Below are 19,879 nucleotides of genomic sequence, written 5' to 3'. Positions count from 1 at the left end.
TATAGATGGATATAGGTCTACTTAAAGAAAAGAAAGAAGAGTTTTTTTATCTTTTAATGAAATTCTTTTTTATTTTTTATATATTATTTTTTCCTTTAGGTATAGCATTTAGAGAAATAGGTTCTGTTGGTTCAGCCGTTTGTCTGATTTTTTACTACATTCTTGGAGGTTATTCTTTTAGTAATTTAAAAAAATTTAGTCTAAAGTGGGTTTATTTTCTGTTTTTAATTTATATTGTAGTTAATTCTACCTTTATAAGTATAGAAAGACATGAATCATGGGTAGCTATATCTCATAATGTATATAAGGGGTTTTTATTAATTTTGGTAGGGACTGAATTTGTTAGGTCTTTAAAGGACTTACAAATTCTTGTTTTAGTTTTTTCTATTATGGGTTTTTATGAAGGCTTGGATGGAGTTTATCAAGCAATATTTGGTTATGATATTGTCCACAATACCAAAATATGGGGGAATAGATTAACAGGCTCTCTATCTACCCCTAGAGTTGGTAATCTTATGTCTTTGATTATTCCTATTATGTTCGCCTTAATTTTATCTTTAAAAGAAAAAATTAAAAATTTTAAATTACGTATAGTAATTTCTATGATTATGCTTTCTCCTGCTATATTTTTATTATATGGTTCTAAAACCAGAAGTGGTTGGTTTGGTTTTTTAGTTGCTTGTATGTTCATACTTTTGTTTTTTTATGGGTTTAGCTGGAAAAAAATTTTAGTTTTAGGTTGTGTAATTGGTTCTTTATTAATGTGGGGACCTTCAAGAATTAATATTAAGACTTTGGCTGAAGATCCTCGTTTTGAACTTTGGAATACAGCTCTAACTATATTTAAACACTATCCTGTGTTTGGTTCTGGTTTTAATACTTATCCTAATGCCTATAATAAACTTGGAATTATCCATAAAAAAAATTCTAATCACATTCCTCATCCTCATAATATTTATTTTCAACTATTAGCTGAGGGTGGAATAGTCGGTTTTTTGCTGGGCAACTTTTTTTTATTTGGGACTTTTTGGTGGTGCTTAGGGAAAATAAAATATATTTATAAAAAGAGCATGTATTTTCTTCCAGTTTTCTTTTTAGCTTCATATGCTGGGTATTTAATGACGGCCTTTAGCGCACATAATTATTTTCGTAGTTGGTGGCTTGGTATGGCAATGAGCATTATGGGAATAACTATAGGTTCTTGTTGTAGTCTGTATAAAAAATGAAAATTATCTTTTTTCCTCATCTTCTACTAGTAGTGGTGGGACTAGACAAGCTCTATATACTTTAGAGTTTTTGTCTAAGTTAGGACATGAAGGAGTGTTTATTGTCCCTTCTGGTTCAACTATTATAAATAAGAGTACTAAAATCAGGTGGGTTCAATTACCTGAAAACAAGAAAAAGTGGAAAAAATTCTTTTTTAACTTTTTAAGAGATTTTAAACCAGATGTAATTCATGCCTATCATAATAAGGCTGTAAAAAAAATAGCGTGGTGGAGTCTGTTTTTTAAAAATAAGGTTAAACCTGTTGTGCTTACACATAGAGGAGTAGTTTTTAGACCTTCTAATCCTCTTCCTTACTGGTCTCCTGGTATAGATTGTATTACTGCCAACTCTTATGCTTGTGCACAAAAACTTCATCAATTAGGAGTACCAAAAAGAAAATTAAAAGTTATTTATAATTGTTTGCCTTTGAATCGTATTCAAGCGCAACATACCCCAGAAGAAATATTGAATGAATTAGGGATAAAACAAGACAAGATTGTTATAGGTTCTATTGCTGGGGATTCAGCAGTAAAAGGAGTTTCTATTTTATTGGAAGCAGTATTTATCTTAAGGGATTTGCCTATAGAAGTTTTAATTTTAGGTGCTACTCAAAAATGGAGAAAAAGGTGTAGAGAATTAAGAATAGATAACATTGTTCATTTATTAGGACATAAAGAAAATATCGCAGACTATCTTCAGATAATGGATATTTTTTGTATTCCATCTTTAAGTGAAAGTATGCCCAATACACTCTTGGAAGCTATTTTTGCAGGTTTGCCTATAGTTTCCTCAAAAGTAGGAGGAATTCCTGAAGTTTTAGAGGGAAGAGGTTTTTTGTTTAAGCCAGGAGATTTCAAGCAACTGGCCTTGTATTTAGAGCAGTTAATAACTTCGGAGAGCTTGAGAGAGGAGATTAAAAGTAAAATAATCCCTTTACAAAAATTATTTTTGCCAGAAGTGAAGACTCAAAAACTTTTAAATATATATAAAGAGTTATTACAAAAAAATAATGGTTAGTTTCTTTAAAACAATTCCCATTCTCTGTTATCATGATGTAGGTACCCCAGGTGGTCATCCTCTTGCTATCTTTGAAAGCCATCTAAGGTTTTTAAAAGAGAAAGGATATAAGACTATAAGCGTACGTAAGCTTTATAGAATAGTAAAAGGTAAAGAATATATAGATGATAAGTATGTTGTTCTTACCTTTGATGATTGTCATTTAAGTAATTGGAAGTTTGCAGTTCCTCTGTTGCAAAAGTATGGTTTTAGAGCAGTTTTTTTTGCAGTAAGTGATTTCATTGTTGAAGGAAGAGTTCGGCATCCTAAAGAAATTACGGACTTAAAAAAGCTCTCCACTTCCTTTCGTTTGGCCTTAGAAAAAAAGATTATTCTCAATTTATGACCCTTCAGGAATTAAGGGCCCTGATTGAAGATTTTGGTCATGAGGTTTATAGTCATTCTAAAAGACACCAGGGATGTTTTAAGAATTTGGAATTTAAAGGCGTGTTAAAGGATAAAAGTCATTGGTCAGTTTGGGGTATTTATGAAAAACCTCAAGACAATTATCCCTTTTTTGATATTGGGAGTGCTTATGCTTATGATGGATTTTGGCCGGTTAAAGAAGGTCGAGATAAAATAGAGTTTAGACGCAGGACCGAACAAGAGCGGTATGAATTTTGTTGTAAGGATTTTCAGGAATCCTTGGCCAGAATAAAGGAAATAAATAAGCAGGATGAGCAGTTTTTTTGTTGGCCCTGGGGACATTTTGACCAGATAAGTCTTAAGGCTTTAAAAACTGCTGGCTATAAGGGAGCCTTTACTTTAGAGAGATTTAGAAATGGTTATGGAACTAACCCCTATTATTTTCATCGCTTAGGAGTGGGGCGAAAAAAAGATTTAAATTGGTTTAAAACAAGGTTGACTATACAAAGTAATCTTTTGAGCTCCATGATATTTTTTAAGTTTTTTCGCAAGAAAAAGGAAGATAAAAAAACTACAACTTATACTTGGGAACTAAAATGAAATTAACCTCAGAAATAAAAGATGTTCATAGTTTAAAACTTTTTAAAAGATGCCTTAGTTACTTTTGGCCCTATAAGTTTAGGATTTTTATTTCCCTGATTTCCATGGCGATTGTAGCTGCTTGTTCTGCTGCTGCAGCTTTTTTGGTAAAACCAGCCTTAGACGATATCTTTATCAACAAAGATAAACAGGCCCTTATTTTTATTCCCATTGCCTTGGTTGTTGTTTTTATTATAAAGGGGATTTTTAGATTTTTGCAAAACTATGAGATGAATTACTGTGGACTGAAAGTTTTAGAAACCTTACGCAATGAACTACACTCTAAAATAGTTAGATTGCCAATATATTTTTTTGATGAGAACCAAACAGGAATGCTCATGTCCAGGATTTTAAGTGATGTTACTTTAATTAGAGCCAGCCTTCCCAGTTTGGTTATGCTTATACGTCAGGTTCTTACCATGTTGGGTCTTTTGTTTGTGGTTTTTTATAGAGACCCTTATCTGGCTACTTTTGCTGTTTTAGTTTTACCTGTAGCTGTGTACCCTTTTATTTATTTTGGCAAAAAGTTGCGAAAGCTGGGTAGAAAAAATCAAAGTAAAATATCAGATATATCTTCTTTTTTGCAAGAAATATTTAGTGGAATAAAGGTTGTAAAGGCCTTTTCTACAGAAGAAAAGGAAGATAAAAACTTTCAAAAGGAAAATTCTAGGTTAGTTAATATTGCTATTAAAGAAATTAAATATAATGAGCTTTCTTCTCCAGTAATGGAGTTTATTGGGGCTGTAGGCGCAGGCCTTGTGGTCTGGTATGGAGGAAGCCAGGTAGTTGCTGGTGAATCTACTCCAGGCACCTTTTTTCCTTTATGACTGCTCTGGTTATGCTTTACGACCCTTTAAAAAAGCTTACTAGTGCCAACCTGACTATTCAAAAGGCCTTAGCTGGTGCAGAAAGGGTTTTTCAAATTTTAGATTCTCCAGAACTGGCCATAGAAAGAGCAGGAGAAAAGGAATTAAAACCTCCTTTTAAGGAATTGGTATTTAAGGATGTAACCTTTACTTATCCAGGCTCAGAAAAACCAGCCTTACAGAATATTAATTTAACCATAAAAAATGGTGAAAAGGTAGCTATTGTAGGTCCCAGTGGAGCAGGAAAAAGTACTTTGGTAAATTTGATTCCCAGGTTTTACATTCAACAAAAAGGAACCATTTTTTTAAATGGTTTACCTTTAGAAGAATATTCTTTGACTAGCCTGAGATTATTTATGGGTATAGTTTCTCAGGATAATTTTTTGTTTAACACTACGATTAGGGAGAATATTCGTTACGGTTTAACTGAAGCCAGTGAAGAAGAAGTGATTGCTGCAGCCAAAGCTGCTTATGCTCATGACTTTATTATGAAACTACCTCAGCAATATGATACTGTGATTGGAGAAAGGGGAGTAAAACTTTCTGGAGGGCAGAAGCAGAGAATTACCATTGCCAGAGCGATTTTAAAGAATCCTCCTCTCTTAATTTTAGATGAAGCCACCAGTGCCTTAGATACAGAATCAGAGAGAATAGTCCAAAAAGCTCTGGATAATTTAATGGCCAAAAGGACCAGTATTGTTATTGCCCACAGGTTATCTACTGTCTTGAGTTCTGATAAAATTGTAGTTTTAAATCAGGGAGAAATTGTGGCGATAGGAAAGCATGAAGAGTTGTTAAATAATTGTGAACTTTATCGTAAAATATATGAAATGCAGTTTAGAGAATAATTTTTTAGTGCTCTTTTTTGTGCAGGGCCTTAAATACGTCTTCTCTGGCTAGAAGCCCTACAATATGGGTGGGATCCTGGGGAGACAATACAGGTAGTTGTCCAAAATCGCTTTCCAAAAATTTAATCAGGGCAGTGTATAAATTGTCTTCAGTGGTTACTGTATAGGGCTTTCTGGCTACATCTTTAGCTACCAACAGGTCTTTTAACACATCTTCAAACAATACCCTTCTCAAATCCTGGACAGAGACTATGCCAGTTATAACTTGATCTTTTCCCCTTACTGGAAAATAAAAATCATTACTGTGGGCTACAACATCCAGCATAGCAGGAAAAGAAGTAAATTCCTCAAAAGTACTGACCCTTTTAGGTTGATAGTAATCCTTTACCTGTAAGTTTTCCAGGACATTGATGGCAGCTTCGTCAAAATGGGCAGGGGATTCAAATTTATTGTGCACCTGGTTTTCATAAAGGGAAATGTTGCGGTTTAATACCAGGCAGATGGCAGAAGAAAGCATTAAAGGAGCTAGCAAGCCATATCCTTTAGAAAATTCACAAACCATGACAAGAGGGCCAATAGGGGCATTGGCAATCCCGGCAAAAAAAGAGGCCATACCAACCAAGACAAAAGCTCCAGGCTGGGTAATGATTTGAGGGAAAAATATTTGCCCCATATAGCCTATGATGCCTCCAGACATGCCACCTACAAAAAGGGCAGGAGCAAACATGCCTCCACTCATGCCAGAACCCAGGGTAATAGAAGTGGCAATGGTTTTGCCTATAAGAATAAAGAGCATGGTTAAAAGAGAAAGCTTGCCCCAGATGGCCATTTCCAGCCAGCCATAGCCTCCGCTTAAAAGTTGAGGGAAAAGCATGCCCAAGATTCCCATCAACAGTCCTCCAGCAGCTAGAGTAAAAGGCATGCCTATTTTTTCTTTTAAGGGCCAGAAAAATTTATATTTAATAAAGTAAAAAGTTTTTACATAAAACTGGCCAGTAAAGGCACAAAATAGGGCCAGCGCAATATAAAAAACTAGTTCCCTAGGGTCTGAAAATCTAAAATCTGGGATATTAAAAATGGGGTCTGAGCCAAAGACAAGGGTAAAGATAGTATAGGCTACCACTGAGGAGGTAACAGCCGGTAAGATGGCTTCGGCCTCAAAGTCTTCCCGGTAAATTACTTCCACAGCAGTTAGGGCGCCTCCTAAAGGAGCCCTGAAAATAGCGCCTAACCCCCCAGCTGCACCTGTAAGTAAAAGTAGTCTCCGTTCTTGGGGGGATAGCTTTAACTTTTGAGCCAGAAAGGAGCCTATTCCAGCACCAATGAGAGAAATAGGACCTTCTCGTCCAGCACTACCGCCAGCACCTATAGTGAGAATAGAAGTACCACCTCTGACCAGGGCAGCCAAAAGGCCGATTATCCCGTCTTGTTGGTGAAAGGCCTTGATCATGCTATCTGTGCCGTCTGTGCCTCCTTCCAGGCTTTTAGGGGCAAAGCGAAGCAACAATAAACCAGTAATTAAACCTGCCAGGGTGGTGAATAGAGGAATAAGCCAGGGTTTACTGGCAGTAAGAGAGGCGTGAGAGTGAAAAATTTCTTCTCCACTAGGGGCAGGCAGACTTAACCCCGCAAGGGTGTGTAATAGTAAAAATTTAGCCCCTTCCACTCCGAAAAAAAACAAGACAGCTGCTACTCCTGAGAGAATGCCTGTAAGTACCCCCAACATTAACCAGCGTGCATTGGTAATAATGTGGTAGATTTTTAAACTTTCTTGCCAGAGTTGTTTTAAGGATTTTAAAATTACTTTTAGCATATTATTGCAGCTTCAGGTAAATTTAGAATTTCCTTGGCCAGTAAAGCATCCTTCTGGATTTGAGCAGTTAATTCTTCTAGAGAATTGAATTTTTTTTCATCTCTGAGTCGTTGTACAAAATGCACTTTTATTTTTTTGCCGTAAATATTTTCTTTAAAGTCAAAGATGTGTACTTCCACAGAAAGGTAGTCATTGCCAAAGGTAGGGTTATAGCCAATATTGGCTACTCCAGCTTTGATTAAATCCAGCACTTCCACCCAGACTGCATAGACTCCTGTTTTGGGGAAAAGTTCGTCTTTTAACTGAATATTGGCGGTGGGAAATCCCAGCAGTTTCCCTCCCCTTTTTTTACCTTCGATTACTTTACCTCTAACTTGATAAAACCTGCCTAAAAGAGGACGAGCCTGCCAGACCAGCCCTGCTTTTACTAAATCTCTTATCCTTGTGGAGCTAACAATGGCTCCATCATACATCACTGGAGGCAATTGCTCCACGCGAAATCCCCATTTTTCCCCTAATTTTTTTAACAATTGAAAATTACCCTTACGGCCTTTACCAAAGGCATAGTCATAACCCACCAGGAGCTCTCTGGTTTTTAACCCCTGTACTAAATAGGTATACACAAATTCTTCAGGTTCTAACCTGGCTATCTCTTTATTAAAGGGAAGGCAAAACAAATAATCTATATCTAGCTTGGAGATTAGCTCTATTTTTTGTTCAGTAAGGGTAATAAAGGGAGGAGTTTTACTATCCACCAAAACCCTTAAGGGATGAGGGTCAAAGGTCACTACCACACTGGGTATGCCCAGAGTTTTAGCCTTTGTTTTGGTTTTTTTGATTAGTTGTTGATGCCCAATATGTACACCGTCAAAATTGCCTATGGTTACACAGGAGGCAGAGAGTTGTTGGCTGAGTTCTTCCAGGCTTCTGCTAATTTTCATTTAACTATCCTCACAAAAAGAAGAGTCTAATAAAAAAAAACAAGACAGGCAACTTTTGGCTGGCGAAGAAAAAATAAGCTTATTTTGCTTCTTGCCAAGAGTTGAGTTTATCTATATAATCAAAAATCCACGTGCCGAAGTGGTGGAATTGGTAGACACGCTAGGTTCAGGGTCTAGTGGGCATCCGCCCGTGGGGGTTCGAGTCCCCCCTTCGGCACCAAATCCAATCCAAGATGAACTATAGTTTTATTCCCACCTTAACTTCTTTTGAGACAACTAATGGAAAAAATTAAAGTAGCTTTTGTAATTGGTGGACTACCCTTTGGAGGGGTGGAAAACTGGCTTTTTGATTTAGTAAGTAAACTTCAAACAGATGCAGAAATAGAGCCTGTGGTAATTAATATCTCTGGCACAGGAGAAAAGGTAAAGGACTTTATTGCTGCTAACCTGCCTTTAATTAACCTAAATCAGGGGAAAAAAGGTTTAAATACTTATCGTTTAGATACCGTTTTAAAATTAAGAAAGGTATTGCGACAAATTAAACCAGATATTGTGCATACCTTGCATTTTTCTGGGGATTATTTTGGTAGATTGGCCAGTTTAAACTTAAGCACAAGAGTTATTACACATTTACACAACATAAAAAGAGAACAAAAAACACACAGAAGGCTGGCTAATAAGCTCTTATCTTTTGGTACAGACGCTTATATAGGAAATTCTAAGGCTGTAATGTCAATAATAAAAAAAGACCACAATTTTGCTCGCAGCGAGTGTTTTTTACTCTACAACTCCATTAAGTTTGAAAGGTTAGATGTAAAGCCTATTTTGAGAGGTAAATATAATTTAGAAGACAAAAAAATTGTCATGGGGATTGGCAGGTTTGTAGAGCAGAAAAATTTCAATTTGCTTATTAGCTCCATGCAAAAAGTGGTGCAAAATATTTCTGACGCTGTGTTAGTTCTGGTGGGTGATGGAGTGGAGAGAAACAATCTTTTTAGACTTACTAAAGAACTTGGTTTAGAAGATAAGGTTTTATTTGTTGGATATCAGCAAAATGTGGGTTCTTTTTTAAAAGACGCAGACTTGTTGGTTGTCCCCTCAGCTTATGAGGGATTTGGGAATGTAGTTTTGGAAGCGCTTTATTGCGGCGTTCCTGCTATTGTTTCTCCTTATGTGCCTTCGGTAGAAGTGGTACCTGGAGGAACTTTGGTTGTAGAAAATGATAGGGATAAACTCGCCAGAGCCATTGAAAAGATTTTGTCAGATAAAAGGCTGGCTTTAAATATGGTTAACAAGGGTAAAAAAGAAATAGAAAAGGTGAGCTTTGAAAACCATGTGCAAGAGTTAAAGCAGATATATGCCAAGTTATGTACAAATTAGCAGACCTGATTAAAGAAAACTTTGAGAAAATAGGGAAAGAACAGGTATTATTTGTATCTCTCTGGAAACAATGGGAACAAGTTCTGGGGGAGCCTTTAGCAGCATATATTTTTCCTTTAGGTCGAAAGGGAAAGGTTTTAATGGTTGGAGCTAAGGATAGTCTTTTTTTGCAGGAAGCGCATTTTTTAAGCCTGGAAATTTTAAATAAAGTAAATAATTTTTTAGGGCAGCAGGCCTTTGACAAAGTACAGGTGAAGTTGTTAAGGAATGAAACCCCACTGAATAGAATAACAGTCCCTGCGCCGAAAAGCTATCAAATAACTAAGCCAAGAGGTGAACTGGGAAAAGTCGGTGAAAAATTGAAAAAATATCCACCCCTTTATTCCTGTTATTTGGCTTATGTGAAGTATTTTCAGGAAATTGAGGCGCAAAAGGAGGAAGAAAAGTGAGTGAAGAGATTAAAATTGAATTAAAAAAACCCCTGGAGAAAATGACTGCTAAAGAGCTCAGGCAGCTGGTTATTGAGCAAATTCCCCAGATTACTGGGGCTTCTGGAATGACCAAGGAAGAGCTTTTGGCCAACATTAAAGAGGTGTTGGGAATTACAGAAGAGGAAGGCAAGTCCAATGCCATGTATAAGTCTAAGATTAGAGAATTAAAACAGAAAATTAGAGAATTAAAAGCTGCCAAATTAGAGGCCAAAAGCAATAAAGAAAGAGAGATTATCCGCAAGAAAATTCATCGCCTAAAAAGACAAACCAGAAGGCTTGCCTCTGCTTAAAAATAGAAAAGCCCTCTTCAAGAAGAGGGCTTTTTATTAGTGCAAAAATATCCTGGTTATCTCTTCTATTTCTGTGCTTGCTCTGTTGACCAGAGATTTTAATTCATCTTTACTGATATTGATAAAATTAAAGATAGATTGATTTAGCTGGGGTAAGACCACTGAACCTTTTTCAGCTACATGCAGGCCTATAGCCATAAAATCGGCCAGGTGGATAAGGCCTTCTTCCAGTTTTTTATAAGGCCCGGGATAATGATGTAGTTTTATGGCTTCTCCTAGGGTTTTGGGAAGCTTCCAGGCCTGAATTAAAGATGCTCCTACCAGGGCATGGTCAAAACCAATTACCTCTCTTTCTGCATCTACTAAAGGTACAAGATTGGAATAAGAGTAGATTAGCGCTTCAGTGGCTAATCTGGGTAGTTGTCTAAAGAGAACCAGTCTTCCAATATCGTGAAGTAAGCCTGCTACAAAGAACTTTTCAGGTTCCAGGTTACTGCGTTGGGCTAAAAGTTTGGCAATTACTCCCACACTAATGGAGTGCAACCAGAAGGAGCGCACATCAATGAGTTTTTCTGGAATGTCTTTAAAGACACTCATGGCAGAAATGCCTAAAGCCAGAGTGGAGAGTTCATCTGCGCCTACGATAGCTACTGCCCTGGAGATGGTTTCTACCTTCTGGCTTAAGCCGTAAAAAGGACTGTTTACCAGGCGTAAAAGCTTGGCTGACAAACTGGGGTCTTTGCTAACCACATTGGCAATGTAGTCTGCGGAGCTTTTGGGAGAGTTAATGGCTTCTACAATTTTAAAGTAAATATCAGGAAAGGAAATAAGCTCCACTTCCTTTTGAACCAGGGTTTTAAAATCCCCTTCACCTTTAAAAAAGAGGTCTTCGTAGGAACCGTCATCCACAGGGATAAAGGTATCTTCATCTGGGATTTTCCAGCCCTGATTTAGTTTTTTAGCCAGTCTGGTAAGGGCTAGGTAATACATGGCCTTAACAAAGGGCTTGGAAAAGTCGTTACAGGCATAAAAGGGGGAAAGGTAGTTTTCCAGTTTGGATAAATCTTCCTGGCTAATTTTTATTTTGGTGGAAGAATTACTACTGCTACTTCCACTTATGGCTACTCTGGAGATACCCCAGGATTTTAAGTATTCTATATGTTTTGCTTCTAAAGTTAAGCCCTTGGGCAGGATAAGTCTGCCGTTAACTGTCTTTATATCACTAGCCAGAATCATCCCTGGCTTTAATTCTTCAATTCCTACCACACCCATGCAAAGGCCTCCTTAGCGTCTAAGTACTCATCTTGGAAAGTAGTTTTACTTTAAGCCAATTTACCCGAGCAGGTCAATAAATAATCTCTTTTTAAAGATATTCTGTTTTACTTTTTAGGTGCCTTGGACTATACATTATTCTAGCTCTAAAGATAGAAGGAGTTTTCAATGGGGATTTTGAGCGCCAGCGTGAGTTTAAGTATTTATAAGGTTAAAGAAAAAGTGGAGGATAGTCTTTTTAAAAATGTCCTGGACCGTCTTCGTCAGTTTTCCTTTCAAGAGATTGAAAATTTATCTGTAGAAAGAGGGTTTGGCTGGGTTTCCAGTGAGGATTGGTTAGATAGCCATTTTGCCTCTTCTCCTTTTAAGGGCAATTACCTGGTTTTTAGTTTGCGTTTGGACACACGTAGAGTTTCTCCTGCAGTGTTGAAAAAACATTATACCCTGGCTCTGCAGGAGTTATTGAGTCAGAAGAAAAAGAAGGAAAAAATTTTATTAGCAAAGAAGAAAAAAAGAATTAAAGGAAAATATCAAACTAAAACTGCTTTCCAAAACCTTACCTGTTCCTGCTGTGTTTGATGTTTCTTGGGATATGTTGAAAAATCTGGTTTATTTTTCTTCTACCAGAGAAAAGGTAAAAGAACTATTTGTGGATTTATTTGTAAGAACTTTTGAGATACATTTAATACCCTGTGACCCTTTAAATATGGCTTTAGAAAAGCTGCCAGAAGAAGTTATGTCCAATTATTCTCCCAGTATTTTGGTTTAATTAATTATGGCTGAAATTAAAGATAAGGTTAAAAATCTGTTTTTAGTAAAGAAGGAAAACCTTTCTGGCAAAAAACCAAGCAAAGATTTTGATTTGGTGGAAATGCCTCTGGAAGGTGTTGTGGTTTATTGGCTTTCTTTAAGCAAGCTTTTTAAAAAAAGAGGTTTTTTAGAACAGGAGATAAAATCAACCACTGAACCCTACATAAATTATTTACTTAGACTTTTAAGTTCCAATTTATCTCCCAATACCTGTATTGAGCTGGCTAAAATCAAAGGCGAAACCATTTTAGAAGATTTGCAAAAAAAATTGGTCTTAATGTCCATTTCTGTTTTAGGAATGAGTATCAAAGAAAATCCTCAAAAAGTAATGATTCGCTTCATTTCTAAATTTCCCATTTCCTCTATTTATGAACAAAAGATTTTAAGTAGTGCAAGAGAAGTGGTAGATAACCTAGAAAAACCAGATTTTCCTAAAGAAAAATTTTTAAACATAGACCATAGATTTTTACCAGAAAAGCTTATGTTAAACCTTATGGTCTATAATTTTTTAGAAAGAAGAGTAGAGCATACTAAGTTAATGGATTATCTACAATATGTTCGCTCTTTTTATTTTGCTGAAGGAGTTTCTCTCATTGTAGATGGTTTTGACTATGACTTTGTAAAACACCGTTTAAACTTACAAAAACGCGAAATTATCTATCACACCAGAGCTAAAATGGAAGTATCTGGTCGTCTGGTTGCAGGACTTAAAACTGGTCTTAGCTACCAGGACCTTTCCTTGATTGCCCAGGCCTATTTATAAACCCTGCACTTGCTTTTTTCCTTTTTGCACCTATATTGTTTATTAAGTGCAAGTCCTTGCACAAAAAAAGAAAAAGTATTTTTTCTTTTCACTAATGGTTTGAAATTAAAGATTTTTTATTTTGGCATAGGCTTTGAAAAGACCTGGACAAAGTCAAAACAGGAGGAGTAAAAATGAAAAAGTTAGTATTTGCCAGTTTGTTGATTTTAGCCTTAGTGGGTGCAGCCTTTGCCTTTGGTGGACACGGTAGAGGTTATGGCATGGGATATGGAATGGGCCCGGGCATGGGTTATGGCTACGGTATGGGACCGGGTATGGGAGGCCCTGGCATGGGCTATGGTTATGGAATGGGGCCTGATATGGGATATGACTATAACATGGGACCAGGCATGGGTTACGGCTATGGCATGGGGCCAGGTATGGGCTATGGTTTTAAGCAAAAATTTGGACAGGGGAAATTTTGGTTTGGAGCTTTTGGCAACTTGACTCCAGAGCAACAAAAGGAGTTTTGGGAATTAAGAGATGCTCACTGGGCCAAGATTTATCCGTTAAAGCAAAAAGCCTGGAGTCTCAGGGCAGAATTAAATGCTGAGCTAAATAGAAGCAATCCTGATAGCAAAAGAGTAGAAGATTTAAATAACCAGCTAGCCCGGGTGCAAAATGAAATTTTAAAGGAGACTCTGGATTTTAGAAAAAGCTAAGGGAAAGCTTTGGTGATACCTTTCCCAATGGTTTTTACAATGGCTATCCAGCCATTGGTTACTAATAAAGCCACCCTTCTATATAAGACCTCTAAATAAACCCCTCCCCGTAAAAAGGAGTTCCTTAGCTGGAACTCCTTTTTTTATAACCAGCAAATAGTTCCTGGTGCAGGTAAAAGTACTTTTATTCCCTGGTTATTTTGGAGGATTTGAAACAAAGTCTGAGAATCTTTTCTGGTGTCTCTATTTAAGTGCACCAGAGCTAATTCTTTAGCCTGGCATGTTTTAGCTAAATGAAGAGCGCTTGTAATGGAACTATGGCCAGGTACTTCCTGGGTTGCCTTATAAGTTTCCAGAATAAGCAAATCTACTTCTTTTAAATGGTTTAAAAGATTTGAATCAGGTTGGCCATCGCCAGAATAATAAAGGGTTTTACCTTGAGAAGAAATTTTTACGCCCAGAGAAGGTATGGCATGGATGGAAGTTAAGGGAAGAAGAGTAAAGTTTTTAAAGTTTATTTCTTGCTCTGAACAAGTTTCTGTAAAAACTATAGAAAAGGGAAGTTTGTCCTTAATTTTAGGGTAAGCAAGTTCTAATGCCTGCAGGGTTTTTTCCTTTATTCCTGCTGGACCAAAGATGTGCAATTCTTTGGTGCGTTGTTCTTCGTAAAAGCGAAGTAAAAGCAGGCTGGTCCCCAAAAAATGGTCTCCATGCAAATGAGAAATATAAAGACCATCTAAGTCCAGAGGATGGGGGGCATATTTCCAGTAGTTAGTAGCAGCAGTAAAACCGCAATCTAAGAGTAAGGATTCTTGTTGCTTATTAAAAACCAGGATAGAGGTGTTGGTTAAGTTTTCATCAAAGGCCTCTCCCACTCCACAAAACAATACAAACATAAGTTTCCTCCTAGGTTTCTTTTCCAGGCTATAAAAAGTCATTTGCAATTAAGTTGCGCTTGGTTTACTTTTAGGTAAAGTTTGTAATTAATACAAGGGGTAAGGTATGAATTATCCAGAAGGTTTTTTATTTTCAGCAGTTGAAGCTAATCTTCGCTATAAAAATAGAAGAGATTTGGCTTTGCTTTATATCCCTAAGGGGGCAATAGTCAGGGGTGTCTTTACTACCAACAAATTTCAGGCTGCCCCGGTTTTGGTGTGCAAAGAAAATCTGGCTAAACAAAAATATATTAAAGCCATCATGATTAATGCCGGGCAGGCCAATGCCTGTACAGGAGAAAAAGGCCTTAACCAGTGCTGGCAGACTTTAAAGTTTCTGGCTCAAGAGTTAAAACTCTCTCCCCGGGAAATTTTACCAGTTTCCACAGGAGTAATTGGCGAGCTCTTTGACCTTAGCAAGTGGGAAGCCGGTGTGAAAATACTTACTGAACATTTAGGGAAAAGTGATTTATTGGATGTGGCAAAGGCCATTATGACCACCGATAAATATCCCAAAATTGTGCAGACCAGGTTGGATTTGTCTGCAGGTACTACCTATCTCTGGGGTATTGCCAAAGGAGCAGGCATGATTGCTCCCAATATGGCTACTATGCTGGGATTTGTACTCTGTGATCTGGATGTGGACCCCCTATGGTGGCAGGAAGTGATAAAAAAGGCTGTAGATAAAAGTTTTAACCGTATTTGCGTGGATGGTGATACCTCTACCAATGATACTGTCTTGGGAATTTGTTCCAGGCAGAAGAAGTGGGCTTTGCAAGAGGCAGATTTAAGAAAAATTAAGCAAGCTGTGGAAGAGATTTGTTATCGTTTGGCTTATCTTATTGTCCAAGATGGAGAAGGTGCTACCAAGGTGGTGCATTTAAAGGTAAAAGGGGCCAAAAGTTTAAAACAGGCAGAAAGGGTAGCAAGGACCATAGCTACTTCTCCTCTGGTAAAAACTGCCTTTTTTGGCCAGGACCCCAACTGGGGGCGCATTGTAGCAGCTATTGGTCGAAGTGGAGAGGAAATAGAGCCGCAAAAGGTAAAGGTAAGTTTTGCCGATATAGAGGTGTTTGCCCAAAATGAGACTCAATTAAAAGATGTGGATGCTTTACTTGGACCATATTTGCAAAAGCAGGAAATAGAAGTGAGTGTAGATTTAGGGCTGGGTACAAGGGAGTATTGGCTGTTATTTTCTGACCTCAGTATAGATTATGTTCGTTTAAATAGTAATTATCGAAGTTAGTTATAAAGGTGTTAAGGATGAAAGATAAATATAAAGCAATGGTGGATTTTTTGTTCGAGGTGGGGATGTTAAAAAAAACTCCCCGTACAGGGTATCAATTTTTAGGTACTGGTAAAGAAAATGTAGCAGAGCATTCCTTTCGTACAGCTATTATTGCCTTTGTTTTAGCCAAAAATAGTGGTAAAGATGCCTATAAGGCAGCTTTAATGGCTCTTTTTCATGATTTACACGAAGCCAGATGTGGAGATTTTAACTATGTATATAGGATTTATAACAAGAGCGATGAACGACAGGCTTTAAAAGACAGCTTGCAAGATACAGGCATTGAAGAAGAGGTGTTAGATTTTTATCAGGAACTGGAAGAAGTAAAAAGCGTAGAAGCAGCTTTAGTGCAAGATGCAGATCAACTGGATTTGATTTTGAATTTAAAGGAGCAACTGGATCTGGGAAATAAATACGCTGCTAAATGGCTAGATTGTGCCTTAAAAAGGCTTAGGACTGAAGAAGGGAAAAAATTAGCGCAAAAAATTCTTCAAACAGATCATACGGACTGGTGGTTTAAAACTCCTGATCCTAGCTGGTGGACAAAGAAAAATGGGCAGGACTAGTTTAACACTTTCTTTATTATCTTCTAAAATTTTTTTGTACAGTGGGGCCATTGTCTTTTCTCTGGGGGTACATTTGTTTCTTATTTACAGTACTTTTTTGTTGTTTTGGCGTCCGGTATTGTCCTTACCAGATTTTTTTCTTCTTCTAAAAAAACTCTGGAAGTAGAGTTATATAACTATCGCGTGCATGGAGAAATATTAAAAAAAATATCTTATTTAGAAGACTTAGCAGTAGTTGGTAAGCCTGAAGAAGGGGTGGAGGATAAACTCAGATTGTCTCTGGATAATCCAGAACAAAGAAAAGTTTTGAGAGCTATAAAAGATATTTTTTTAAGTTTTTGGCAAAGGGAAGAAATTGGTGAACTGGGTCGAAGTGTGGTGGTGTTTGAGGTAAGCAAGGGAAGAATTCAGGATTTTTTTATTCAAGAATGGGAAGGAACAGATTTGTTTCTGGAGAAACTTTTATTTTTTTTAAAAAAGCTACATTCTTTGCAAATCGCTTACACTGGAGAAAAGCCTCTCTGGTTTGAGTGTGAGTTTAGTGTGGAGCCAGCAGGTTAGTTTATGCGCTATCAAAATAGATATTTTTTCCTTTTAAGCTTAAGCACGCTTTTATTTTCCTTGTTTCTTTATTTTTATCTTCCCTCTTTTCTCCAGATTTTAGAACTAAAAAGTGTGGATTGGCGCTTTCACTGGCGAGGAAACACCCTTCCCTCTCAAAAAGTAGTAATTGTAGCCATTGATGAAGAAAGTTTGGAAAAGGTGGGACGCTGGCCCTGGTCTCGCACTAAAATGGCCCAGCTGGTAAAGAAAATAGATGCTGCTTCTCCTTTGGCTGTAGGCTATGACATTGGCTTTTTTGAGCCAGAAGTTAATGTAGCCCAAAAGGAAGTGCTTACTCTCTTTGAATTTTTAAAGCAAAAGCATAAGCTGGATAAAGAAAGTCAGCAATTTTTAGAGCAACGGCTTTTGGCCAACTATCCTGATTATTGGTTAGCCAGGGCCTTGTTAGAAACCAATTCCACCCAGGTGCTTGGTTATTACCTTAATTTTGAACCCAGTAAGCAAAAACAAAAATTACCTTTAAATACAGCCAAATACACAGGGGTCAAACTTCTACAACCTGAAAGTGTTTTTCAACCTTTACAGGCAAGTAAGGTGCGCTCCAATCTGGAATTGTTGCTCAAAGCTGCAGGTAAGCAAGGGTATTTTAATGTAGTTCCAGATGAGGATGGCTCTTATCGAAGATATCCTTTGGTTCTGGAGTTTAGGGAAAACTACCTGCAACCTCTGGCTTTAAGTTTGTTTAACCATGCTAATAAAAGTAGTTTTGTAGTTGTGGGCAAAGCTGGTATATTAGGGGTAGAAGTGGGTAAGGTGTTTGTGCCCACAGATGAGAGAGGTTTTTTATTTTTAAATTATAGAGGAAAGGCTCAAACCATCTTACACTTGCCTGCCTGGAAAATACTGGCAGGAGAAATAGACCCTTCTTTACTTCAGGGTAAGTATGTTTTGGTGGGGGTTACTGCTCCTGGGGTTTATGATTTGCGGGTGACTCCCTTTGGAGTGGCCTATCCTGGCTTAGAGATTCAAGCCACTGCTTTAGATAACTTGTTACAAAAAGACTATCTTCTGCGTCCAGGTTTTGCTCCTCTTTTTGACCTGGTTGCTATTATTTTGCTGTGGTTGGGTGTTTCCCTGGCTTTATTCTATTTAACACCTTTTTTTAGTTTAATGGTTTCTTTGATTTTAGGCCTAAGTTTTATTGGCTTAAATTTTTATTTTTTTACTCATAAGTTATACTTGCTTAATCTTGGTTCGCCTCTTTTGACTTTAGTGATAAGTTATGTTGTCCTTCTCTCCTATAGAATTTTATTTGCAGACAAACAGAAAAAGAATTTACGCAAGGCCTTTTCCAAATATCTTGATGCCAAATTAGTAGAAGAAATAGTTAAAGAACCGGACAAATTAAAGCTGGGAGGAGAAAAAAGGGAATTAACTGTGCTTTTTTCTGATATAAGAGGCTTTACCACCCTTTCGGAAAAACTCGCTCCAGAAGAACTGGTTTCTTTACTTAATAAGTATTTAACTGAGATGACTCAAATTATTTTACAGGAAAAAGGGCTTCTGGATAAATATATTGGGGATGCAATTATGGTTATTTTTGGCACTCCTATCTATTATCCAGAACATGCTCTATGTGCCTGTAAAAGTGCTTTGTCCATGCTCTTAAAATTAGAAGAGTTGAATACTAACTGGAAGAAAACTAAAGGCCTGGAACTAAACATTGGCATTGGTATAAATACTGGAGAAATGGTAGCAGGTAATATGGGGTCGATAGAAAGGTTTGATTATACTGTAATGGGAGATAATGTAAATTTGGCTTCTCGTTTAGAGGGCTTAAATAAATATTATGGGACCAATATTTTGGTTTCAGAATTTACCTATGAGCAGGTAAAAGAACATTTTTCTTTTAGACTTATAGACAAGGTAAGGGTAAAGGGTAAGGAAAAACCGGTAAAGTTATATGAACTTTTGCCAGAGAAAAAGGCCACTATTTTCCAAAGTTATAAAGAGGAATATGAAGAGTTTTTGAGTTATTATTTTGCTGGAGAGTTTGAAGCTGCTTCTGAAAAATTACTGCTTTTGGAAGGTAAAACCAGGGATAAACTCTGGGAATTGTATAAAGAAAGGTTAAAGGTTCTTAGACAGAGTCGGCCAGAAAACTGGGATGGCGTATATACCTTTGCTGTAAAATAATTGTCAAAGTAAGGTTTTTTTTTTAATCAAGGAAAAACACTTGTGGTTGGATAGAGATGTTTAAGCTTTTTGCCTGGTTGGGAAACATATGTTTAAGCTTACTCCAGGAAATGGGTAAGCTCTTGCTTTTATTTTTGGAAGCAATAATCTGGCTTTTCCGCCCTCCTTTTCGTTTTCGGCTTTTTGTAAAACAATTGGAGTTTGTGGGAGTCAATTCCTTATTTGTGGTGCTTTTGACTGGTCTTTTTACAGGAATGGTTCTGGCTTTACAAACCTACTATGCCTTTCGCTTGTTTTCTGCGGAAAGCTTGGTGGGAGCTACAGTTGCCCTTTCCATGACCAGAGAGCTAGGACCAGTTATTACAGCCCTTATGGTTACAGGTAGGGCTGGCTCAGCTATTGCTGCTGAGATTGGTACCATGAGAGTAACCGAGCAGATAGATGCTCTTACAGTTATGGCCATAAGCCCGGTTCAATATCTGGTAGTGCCCAGGATTCTGGCTGGAGTTATTATGTTGCCTTTGCTTACAATACTTAGTGATTTTGTGGGCATTGTGGGTGGGTATCTGGTAGGTGTGAAGATTTTGGGCATTAATAGTGGTTTGTTTATCAATAAAATTTATGAGTATGTGGATGTAGATGACCTCTATAATGGTTTAATTAAAGCGGCTTTTTTTGGTTTAATTTTGACCTTAGTGGGTTGTTATAAGGGATTTTACACCCGAGGTGGAGCTGAAGGAGTGGGCAAGTCCACCACTCAATCAGTGGTTCTGGCTTCGGTTTTAATTTTAATGTTTGATTATGTTTTAACTGCGTTGATGTTTTAGC

General features: G+C 37.3%; 20 protein-coding genes, 1 tRNA gene and 1 pseudogene. 18 read left to right on the top strand and 4 right to left on the bottom strand.

Annotation, left to right across the window (positions count from 1 at the left end; genetic code table 11):
- Positions 1-5 precede the first annotated feature (5 nt).
- From ACZ42F_RS09440 to ACZ42F_RS09420, 5 genes and pseudogenes are all read left to right on the top strand, one after another.
- Positions 6-1,226, top strand: coding sequence for an O-antigen ligase family protein (locus ACZ42F_RS09440; RefSeq protein WP_029970188.1), 1,221 nt, complete (start codon positions 6-8; stop codon positions 1,224-1,226).
- Entirely contained in the window at positions 1,216-2,283 is a 1,068-nt protein-coding gene (locus ACZ42F_RS09435) for a glycosyltransferase family 4 protein (protein WP_464280247.1), read from the top strand. Before ACZ42F_RS09440 ends, ACZ42F_RS09435 begins: the two co-directional genes overlap by 11 nt.
- On the top strand, positions 2,276-2,668 hold the full coding sequence (locus ACZ42F_RS09430) for a polysaccharide deacetylase family protein (protein WP_464278792.1): 393 nt from the start codon (positions 2,276-2,278) through the stop codon (positions 2,666-2,668). The genes ACZ42F_RS09435 and ACZ42F_RS09430 overlap by 8 nt, the downstream gene beginning before the upstream one ends.
- On the top strand, positions 2,665-3,288 hold the full coding sequence (locus ACZ42F_RS09425; protein WP_464278791.1) for a polysaccharide deacetylase family protein: 624 nt from the start codon (positions 2,665-2,667) through the stop codon (positions 3,286-3,288). Before ACZ42F_RS09430 ends, ACZ42F_RS09425 begins: the two co-directional genes overlap by 4 nt.
- Positions 3,285-5,041, top strand: a pseudogene (locus ACZ42F_RS09420) (ABC transporter ATP-binding protein). Before ACZ42F_RS09425 ends, ACZ42F_RS09420 begins: the two are co-directional and overlap by 4 nt.
- 4 nt (positions 5,042-5,045) lie before the next feature.
- On the opposite strand, the gene ACZ42F_RS09415 reads toward ACZ42F_RS09420, so the two are convergent.
- Positions 5,046-6,854 (bottom strand): chloride channel protein, encoded by a 1,809-nt coding sequence (locus ACZ42F_RS09415; protein ID WP_464278790.1) that lies wholly within the window; start codon positions 6,852-6,854, stop codon positions 5,046-5,048.
- Positions 6,848-7,795 carry a bifunctional riboflavin kinase/FAD synthetase gene (locus ACZ42F_RS09410; RefSeq protein ID WP_029969781.1) on the bottom strand — a complete coding sequence of 316 codons (948 nt, stop codon included), beginning with the start codon at positions 7,793-7,795 and terminating at the stop codon, positions 6,848-6,850. Before ACZ42F_RS09410 ends, ACZ42F_RS09415 begins: the two co-directional genes overlap by 7 nt.
- A gap of 133 nt (positions 7,796-7,928) precedes the next feature.
- Between ACZ42F_RS09410 and ACZ42F_RS09405 the strand changes: the two genes are divergently transcribed.
- The 4 genes from ACZ42F_RS09405 (at position 7,929) to ACZ42F_RS09390 (ending at position 9,956) form a co-directional block, all read left to right on the top strand.
- Positions 7,929-8,015, top strand: a tRNA-Leu gene (locus tag ACZ42F_RS09405).
- A gap of 59 nt (positions 8,016-8,074) precedes the next feature.
- The gene (locus tag ACZ42F_RS09400; protein WP_464278789.1) at positions 8,075-9,175 is read left to right on the top strand and encodes a glycosyltransferase; all 1,101 of its coding nucleotides are present in this window, start codon (positions 8,075-8,077) and stop codon (positions 9,173-9,175) included.
- The gene (locus ACZ42F_RS09395) at positions 9,163-9,624 is read left to right on the top strand and encodes a DciA family protein (protein WP_464278788.1); all 462 of its coding nucleotides are present in this window, start codon (positions 9,163-9,165) and stop codon (positions 9,622-9,624) included. Before ACZ42F_RS09400 ends, ACZ42F_RS09395 begins: the two co-directional genes overlap by 13 nt.
- Positions 9,621-9,956 (top strand): hypothetical protein, encoded by a 336-nt coding sequence (locus ACZ42F_RS09390; protein ID WP_029968223.1) that lies wholly within the window; start codon positions 9,621-9,623, stop codon positions 9,954-9,956. The genes ACZ42F_RS09395 and ACZ42F_RS09390 overlap by 4 nt, the downstream gene beginning before the upstream one ends.
- 36 nt (positions 9,957-9,992) lie before the next feature.
- Here the strand turns inward: ACZ42F_RS09390 and ACZ42F_RS09385 are convergent, their stop codons facing one another.
- Complete coding sequence (locus tag ACZ42F_RS09385) at positions 9,993-11,228, bottom strand: HDOD domain-containing protein (RefSeq protein WP_029968226.1); 1,236 nt, start codon at positions 11,226-11,228, stop codon at positions 9,993-9,995.
- 168 nt (positions 11,229-11,396) lie between these two features.
- Here ACZ42F_RS09385 and ACZ42F_RS09380 point away from each other — a divergent pair, with 168 nt between their 5' ends.
- The 4 genes from ACZ42F_RS09380 (at position 11,397) to ACZ42F_RS09365 (ending at position 13,502) form a co-directional block, all read left to right on the top strand.
- Positions 11,397-11,807, top strand: a complete 411-nt coding sequence (locus ACZ42F_RS09380) for a hypothetical protein (RefSeq protein ID WP_464278787.1) — start codon at positions 11,397-11,399, stop codon at positions 11,805-11,807.
- Complete coding sequence (locus ACZ42F_RS09375) at positions 11,800-11,997, top strand: hypothetical protein (RefSeq protein ID WP_464278786.1); 198 nt, start codon at positions 11,800-11,802, stop codon at positions 11,995-11,997. Before ACZ42F_RS09380 ends, ACZ42F_RS09375 begins: the two co-directional genes overlap by 8 nt.
- 6 nt (positions 11,998-12,003) lie before the next feature.
- Positions 12,004-12,801, top strand: coding sequence for a hypothetical protein (locus ACZ42F_RS09370; RefSeq protein ID WP_464278785.1), 798 nt, complete (start codon positions 12,004-12,006; stop codon positions 12,799-12,801).
- 173 nt (positions 12,802-12,974) lie between these two features.
- A complete protein-coding gene (locus ACZ42F_RS09365) occupies positions 12,975-13,502 on the top strand; it encodes a Spy/CpxP family protein refolding chaperone (protein ID WP_464278784.1) in 528 nt (175 codons plus the stop codon).
- A gap of 143 nt (positions 13,503-13,645) precedes the next feature.
- Here the strand turns inward: ACZ42F_RS09365 and ACZ42F_RS09360 are convergent, their stop codons facing one another.
- Positions 13,646-14,398 (bottom strand): MBL fold metallo-hydrolase, encoded by a 753-nt coding sequence (locus tag ACZ42F_RS09360; protein WP_029968234.1) that lies wholly within the window; start codon positions 14,396-14,398, stop codon positions 13,646-13,648.
- A 106-nt stretch (positions 14,399-14,504) separates the two neighbouring features.
- Between ACZ42F_RS09360 and argJ the strand changes: the two genes are divergently transcribed.
- From argJ to ACZ42F_RS09335, 5 genes are all read left to right on the top strand, one after another.
- Positions 14,505-15,683: a bifunctional glutamate N-acetyltransferase/amino-acid acetyltransferase ArgJ gene (argJ, locus tag ACZ42F_RS09355; RefSeq protein WP_464278783.1), complete on the top strand. Its 1,179-nt coding sequence runs from the start codon at positions 14,505-14,507 to the stop codon at positions 15,681-15,683.
- 17 nt (positions 15,684-15,700) lie between these two features.
- On the top strand, positions 15,701-16,291 hold the full coding sequence (locus ACZ42F_RS09350; protein WP_464278782.1) for an HD domain-containing protein: 591 nt from the start codon (positions 15,701-15,703) through the stop codon (positions 16,289-16,291).
- A 105-nt stretch (positions 16,292-16,396) separates the two neighbouring features.
- The gene (locus ACZ42F_RS09345; RefSeq protein WP_464278781.1) at positions 16,397-16,852 is read left to right on the top strand and encodes a hypothetical protein; all 456 of its coding nucleotides are present in this window, start codon (positions 16,397-16,399) and stop codon (positions 16,850-16,852) included.
- A 3-nt stretch (positions 16,853-16,855) separates the two neighbouring features.
- On the top strand, positions 16,856-19,051 hold the full coding sequence (locus ACZ42F_RS09340) for a CHASE2 domain-containing protein (protein WP_464278780.1): 2,196 nt from the start codon (positions 16,856-16,858) through the stop codon (positions 19,049-19,051).
- Between the two features lie 56 nt (positions 19,052-19,107).
- A complete protein-coding gene (locus ACZ42F_RS09335; RefSeq protein WP_464278779.1) occupies positions 19,108-19,878 on the top strand; it encodes an MlaE family ABC transporter permease in 771 nt (256 codons plus the stop codon).
- Position 19,879: the final 1 nt, after the last annotated feature.

Source organism: Desulfonauticus autotrophicus (genome assembly GCF_055381725.1).
Note: the sequence above shows the minus strand (reverse complement) of the source record. Positions and strands in the feature narration are given on the sequence as shown.

Coding starts and splice junctions, on each gene's coding strand:
- ACZ42F_RS09440 (WP_029970188.1), top strand. CDS start 6: ATGGATATAGGTCTACTTAAAGAAAAGAAAGAAGAGTTTTTTTATCTT.
- ACZ42F_RS09430 (WP_464278792.1), top strand. CDS start 2,276: ATGGTTAGTTTCTTTAAAACAATTCCCATTCTCTGTTATCATGATGTA.
- ACZ42F_RS09425 (WP_464278791.1), top strand. CDS start 2,665: ATGACCCTTCAGGAATTAAGGGCCCTGATTGAAGATTTTGGTCATGAG.
- ACZ42F_RS09415 (WP_464278790.1), bottom strand. CDS start 6,854: ATGCTAAAAGTAATTTTAAAATCCTTAAAACAACTCTGGCAAGAAAGT.
- ACZ42F_RS09410 (WP_029969781.1), bottom strand. CDS start 7,795: ATGAAAATTAGCAGAAGCCTGGAAGAACTCAGCCAACAACTCTCTGCC.
- ACZ42F_RS09400 (WP_464278789.1), top strand. CDS start 8,075: ATGGAAAAAATTAAAGTAGCTTTTGTAATTGGTGGACTACCCTTTGGA.
- ACZ42F_RS09395 (WP_464278788.1), top strand. CDS start 9,163: ATGTACAAATTAGCAGACCTGATTAAAGAAAACTTTGAGAAAATAGGG.
- ACZ42F_RS09385 (WP_029968226.1), bottom strand. CDS start 11,228: ATGGGTGTGGTAGGAATTGAAGAATTAAAGCCAGGGATGATTCTGGCT.
- ACZ42F_RS09380 (WP_464278787.1), top strand. CDS start 11,397: ATGGGGATTTTGAGCGCCAGCGTGAGTTTAAGTATTTATAAGGTTAAA.
- ACZ42F_RS09370 (WP_464278785.1), top strand. CDS start 12,004: ATGGCTGAAATTAAAGATAAGGTTAAAAATCTGTTTTTAGTAAAGAAG.
- ACZ42F_RS09365 (WP_464278784.1), top strand. CDS start 12,975: ATGAAAAAGTTAGTATTTGCCAGTTTGTTGATTTTAGCCTTAGTGGGT.
- ACZ42F_RS09360 (WP_029968234.1), bottom strand. CDS start 14,398: ATGTTTGTATTGTTTTGTGGAGTGGGAGAGGCCTTTGATGAAAACTTA.
- argJ (WP_464278783.1), top strand. CDS start 14,505: ATGAATTATCCAGAAGGTTTTTTATTTTCAGCAGTTGAAGCTAATCTT.
- ACZ42F_RS09350 (WP_464278782.1), top strand. CDS start 15,701: ATGAAAGATAAATATAAAGCAATGGTGGATTTTTTGTTCGAGGTGGGG.
- ACZ42F_RS09340 (WP_464278780.1), top strand. CDS start 16,856: ATGCGCTATCAAAATAGATATTTTTTCCTTTTAAGCTTAAGCACGCTT.
- ACZ42F_RS09335 (WP_464278779.1), top strand. CDS start 19,108: ATGTTTAAGCTTTTTGCCTGGTTGGGAAACATATGTTTAAGCTTACTC.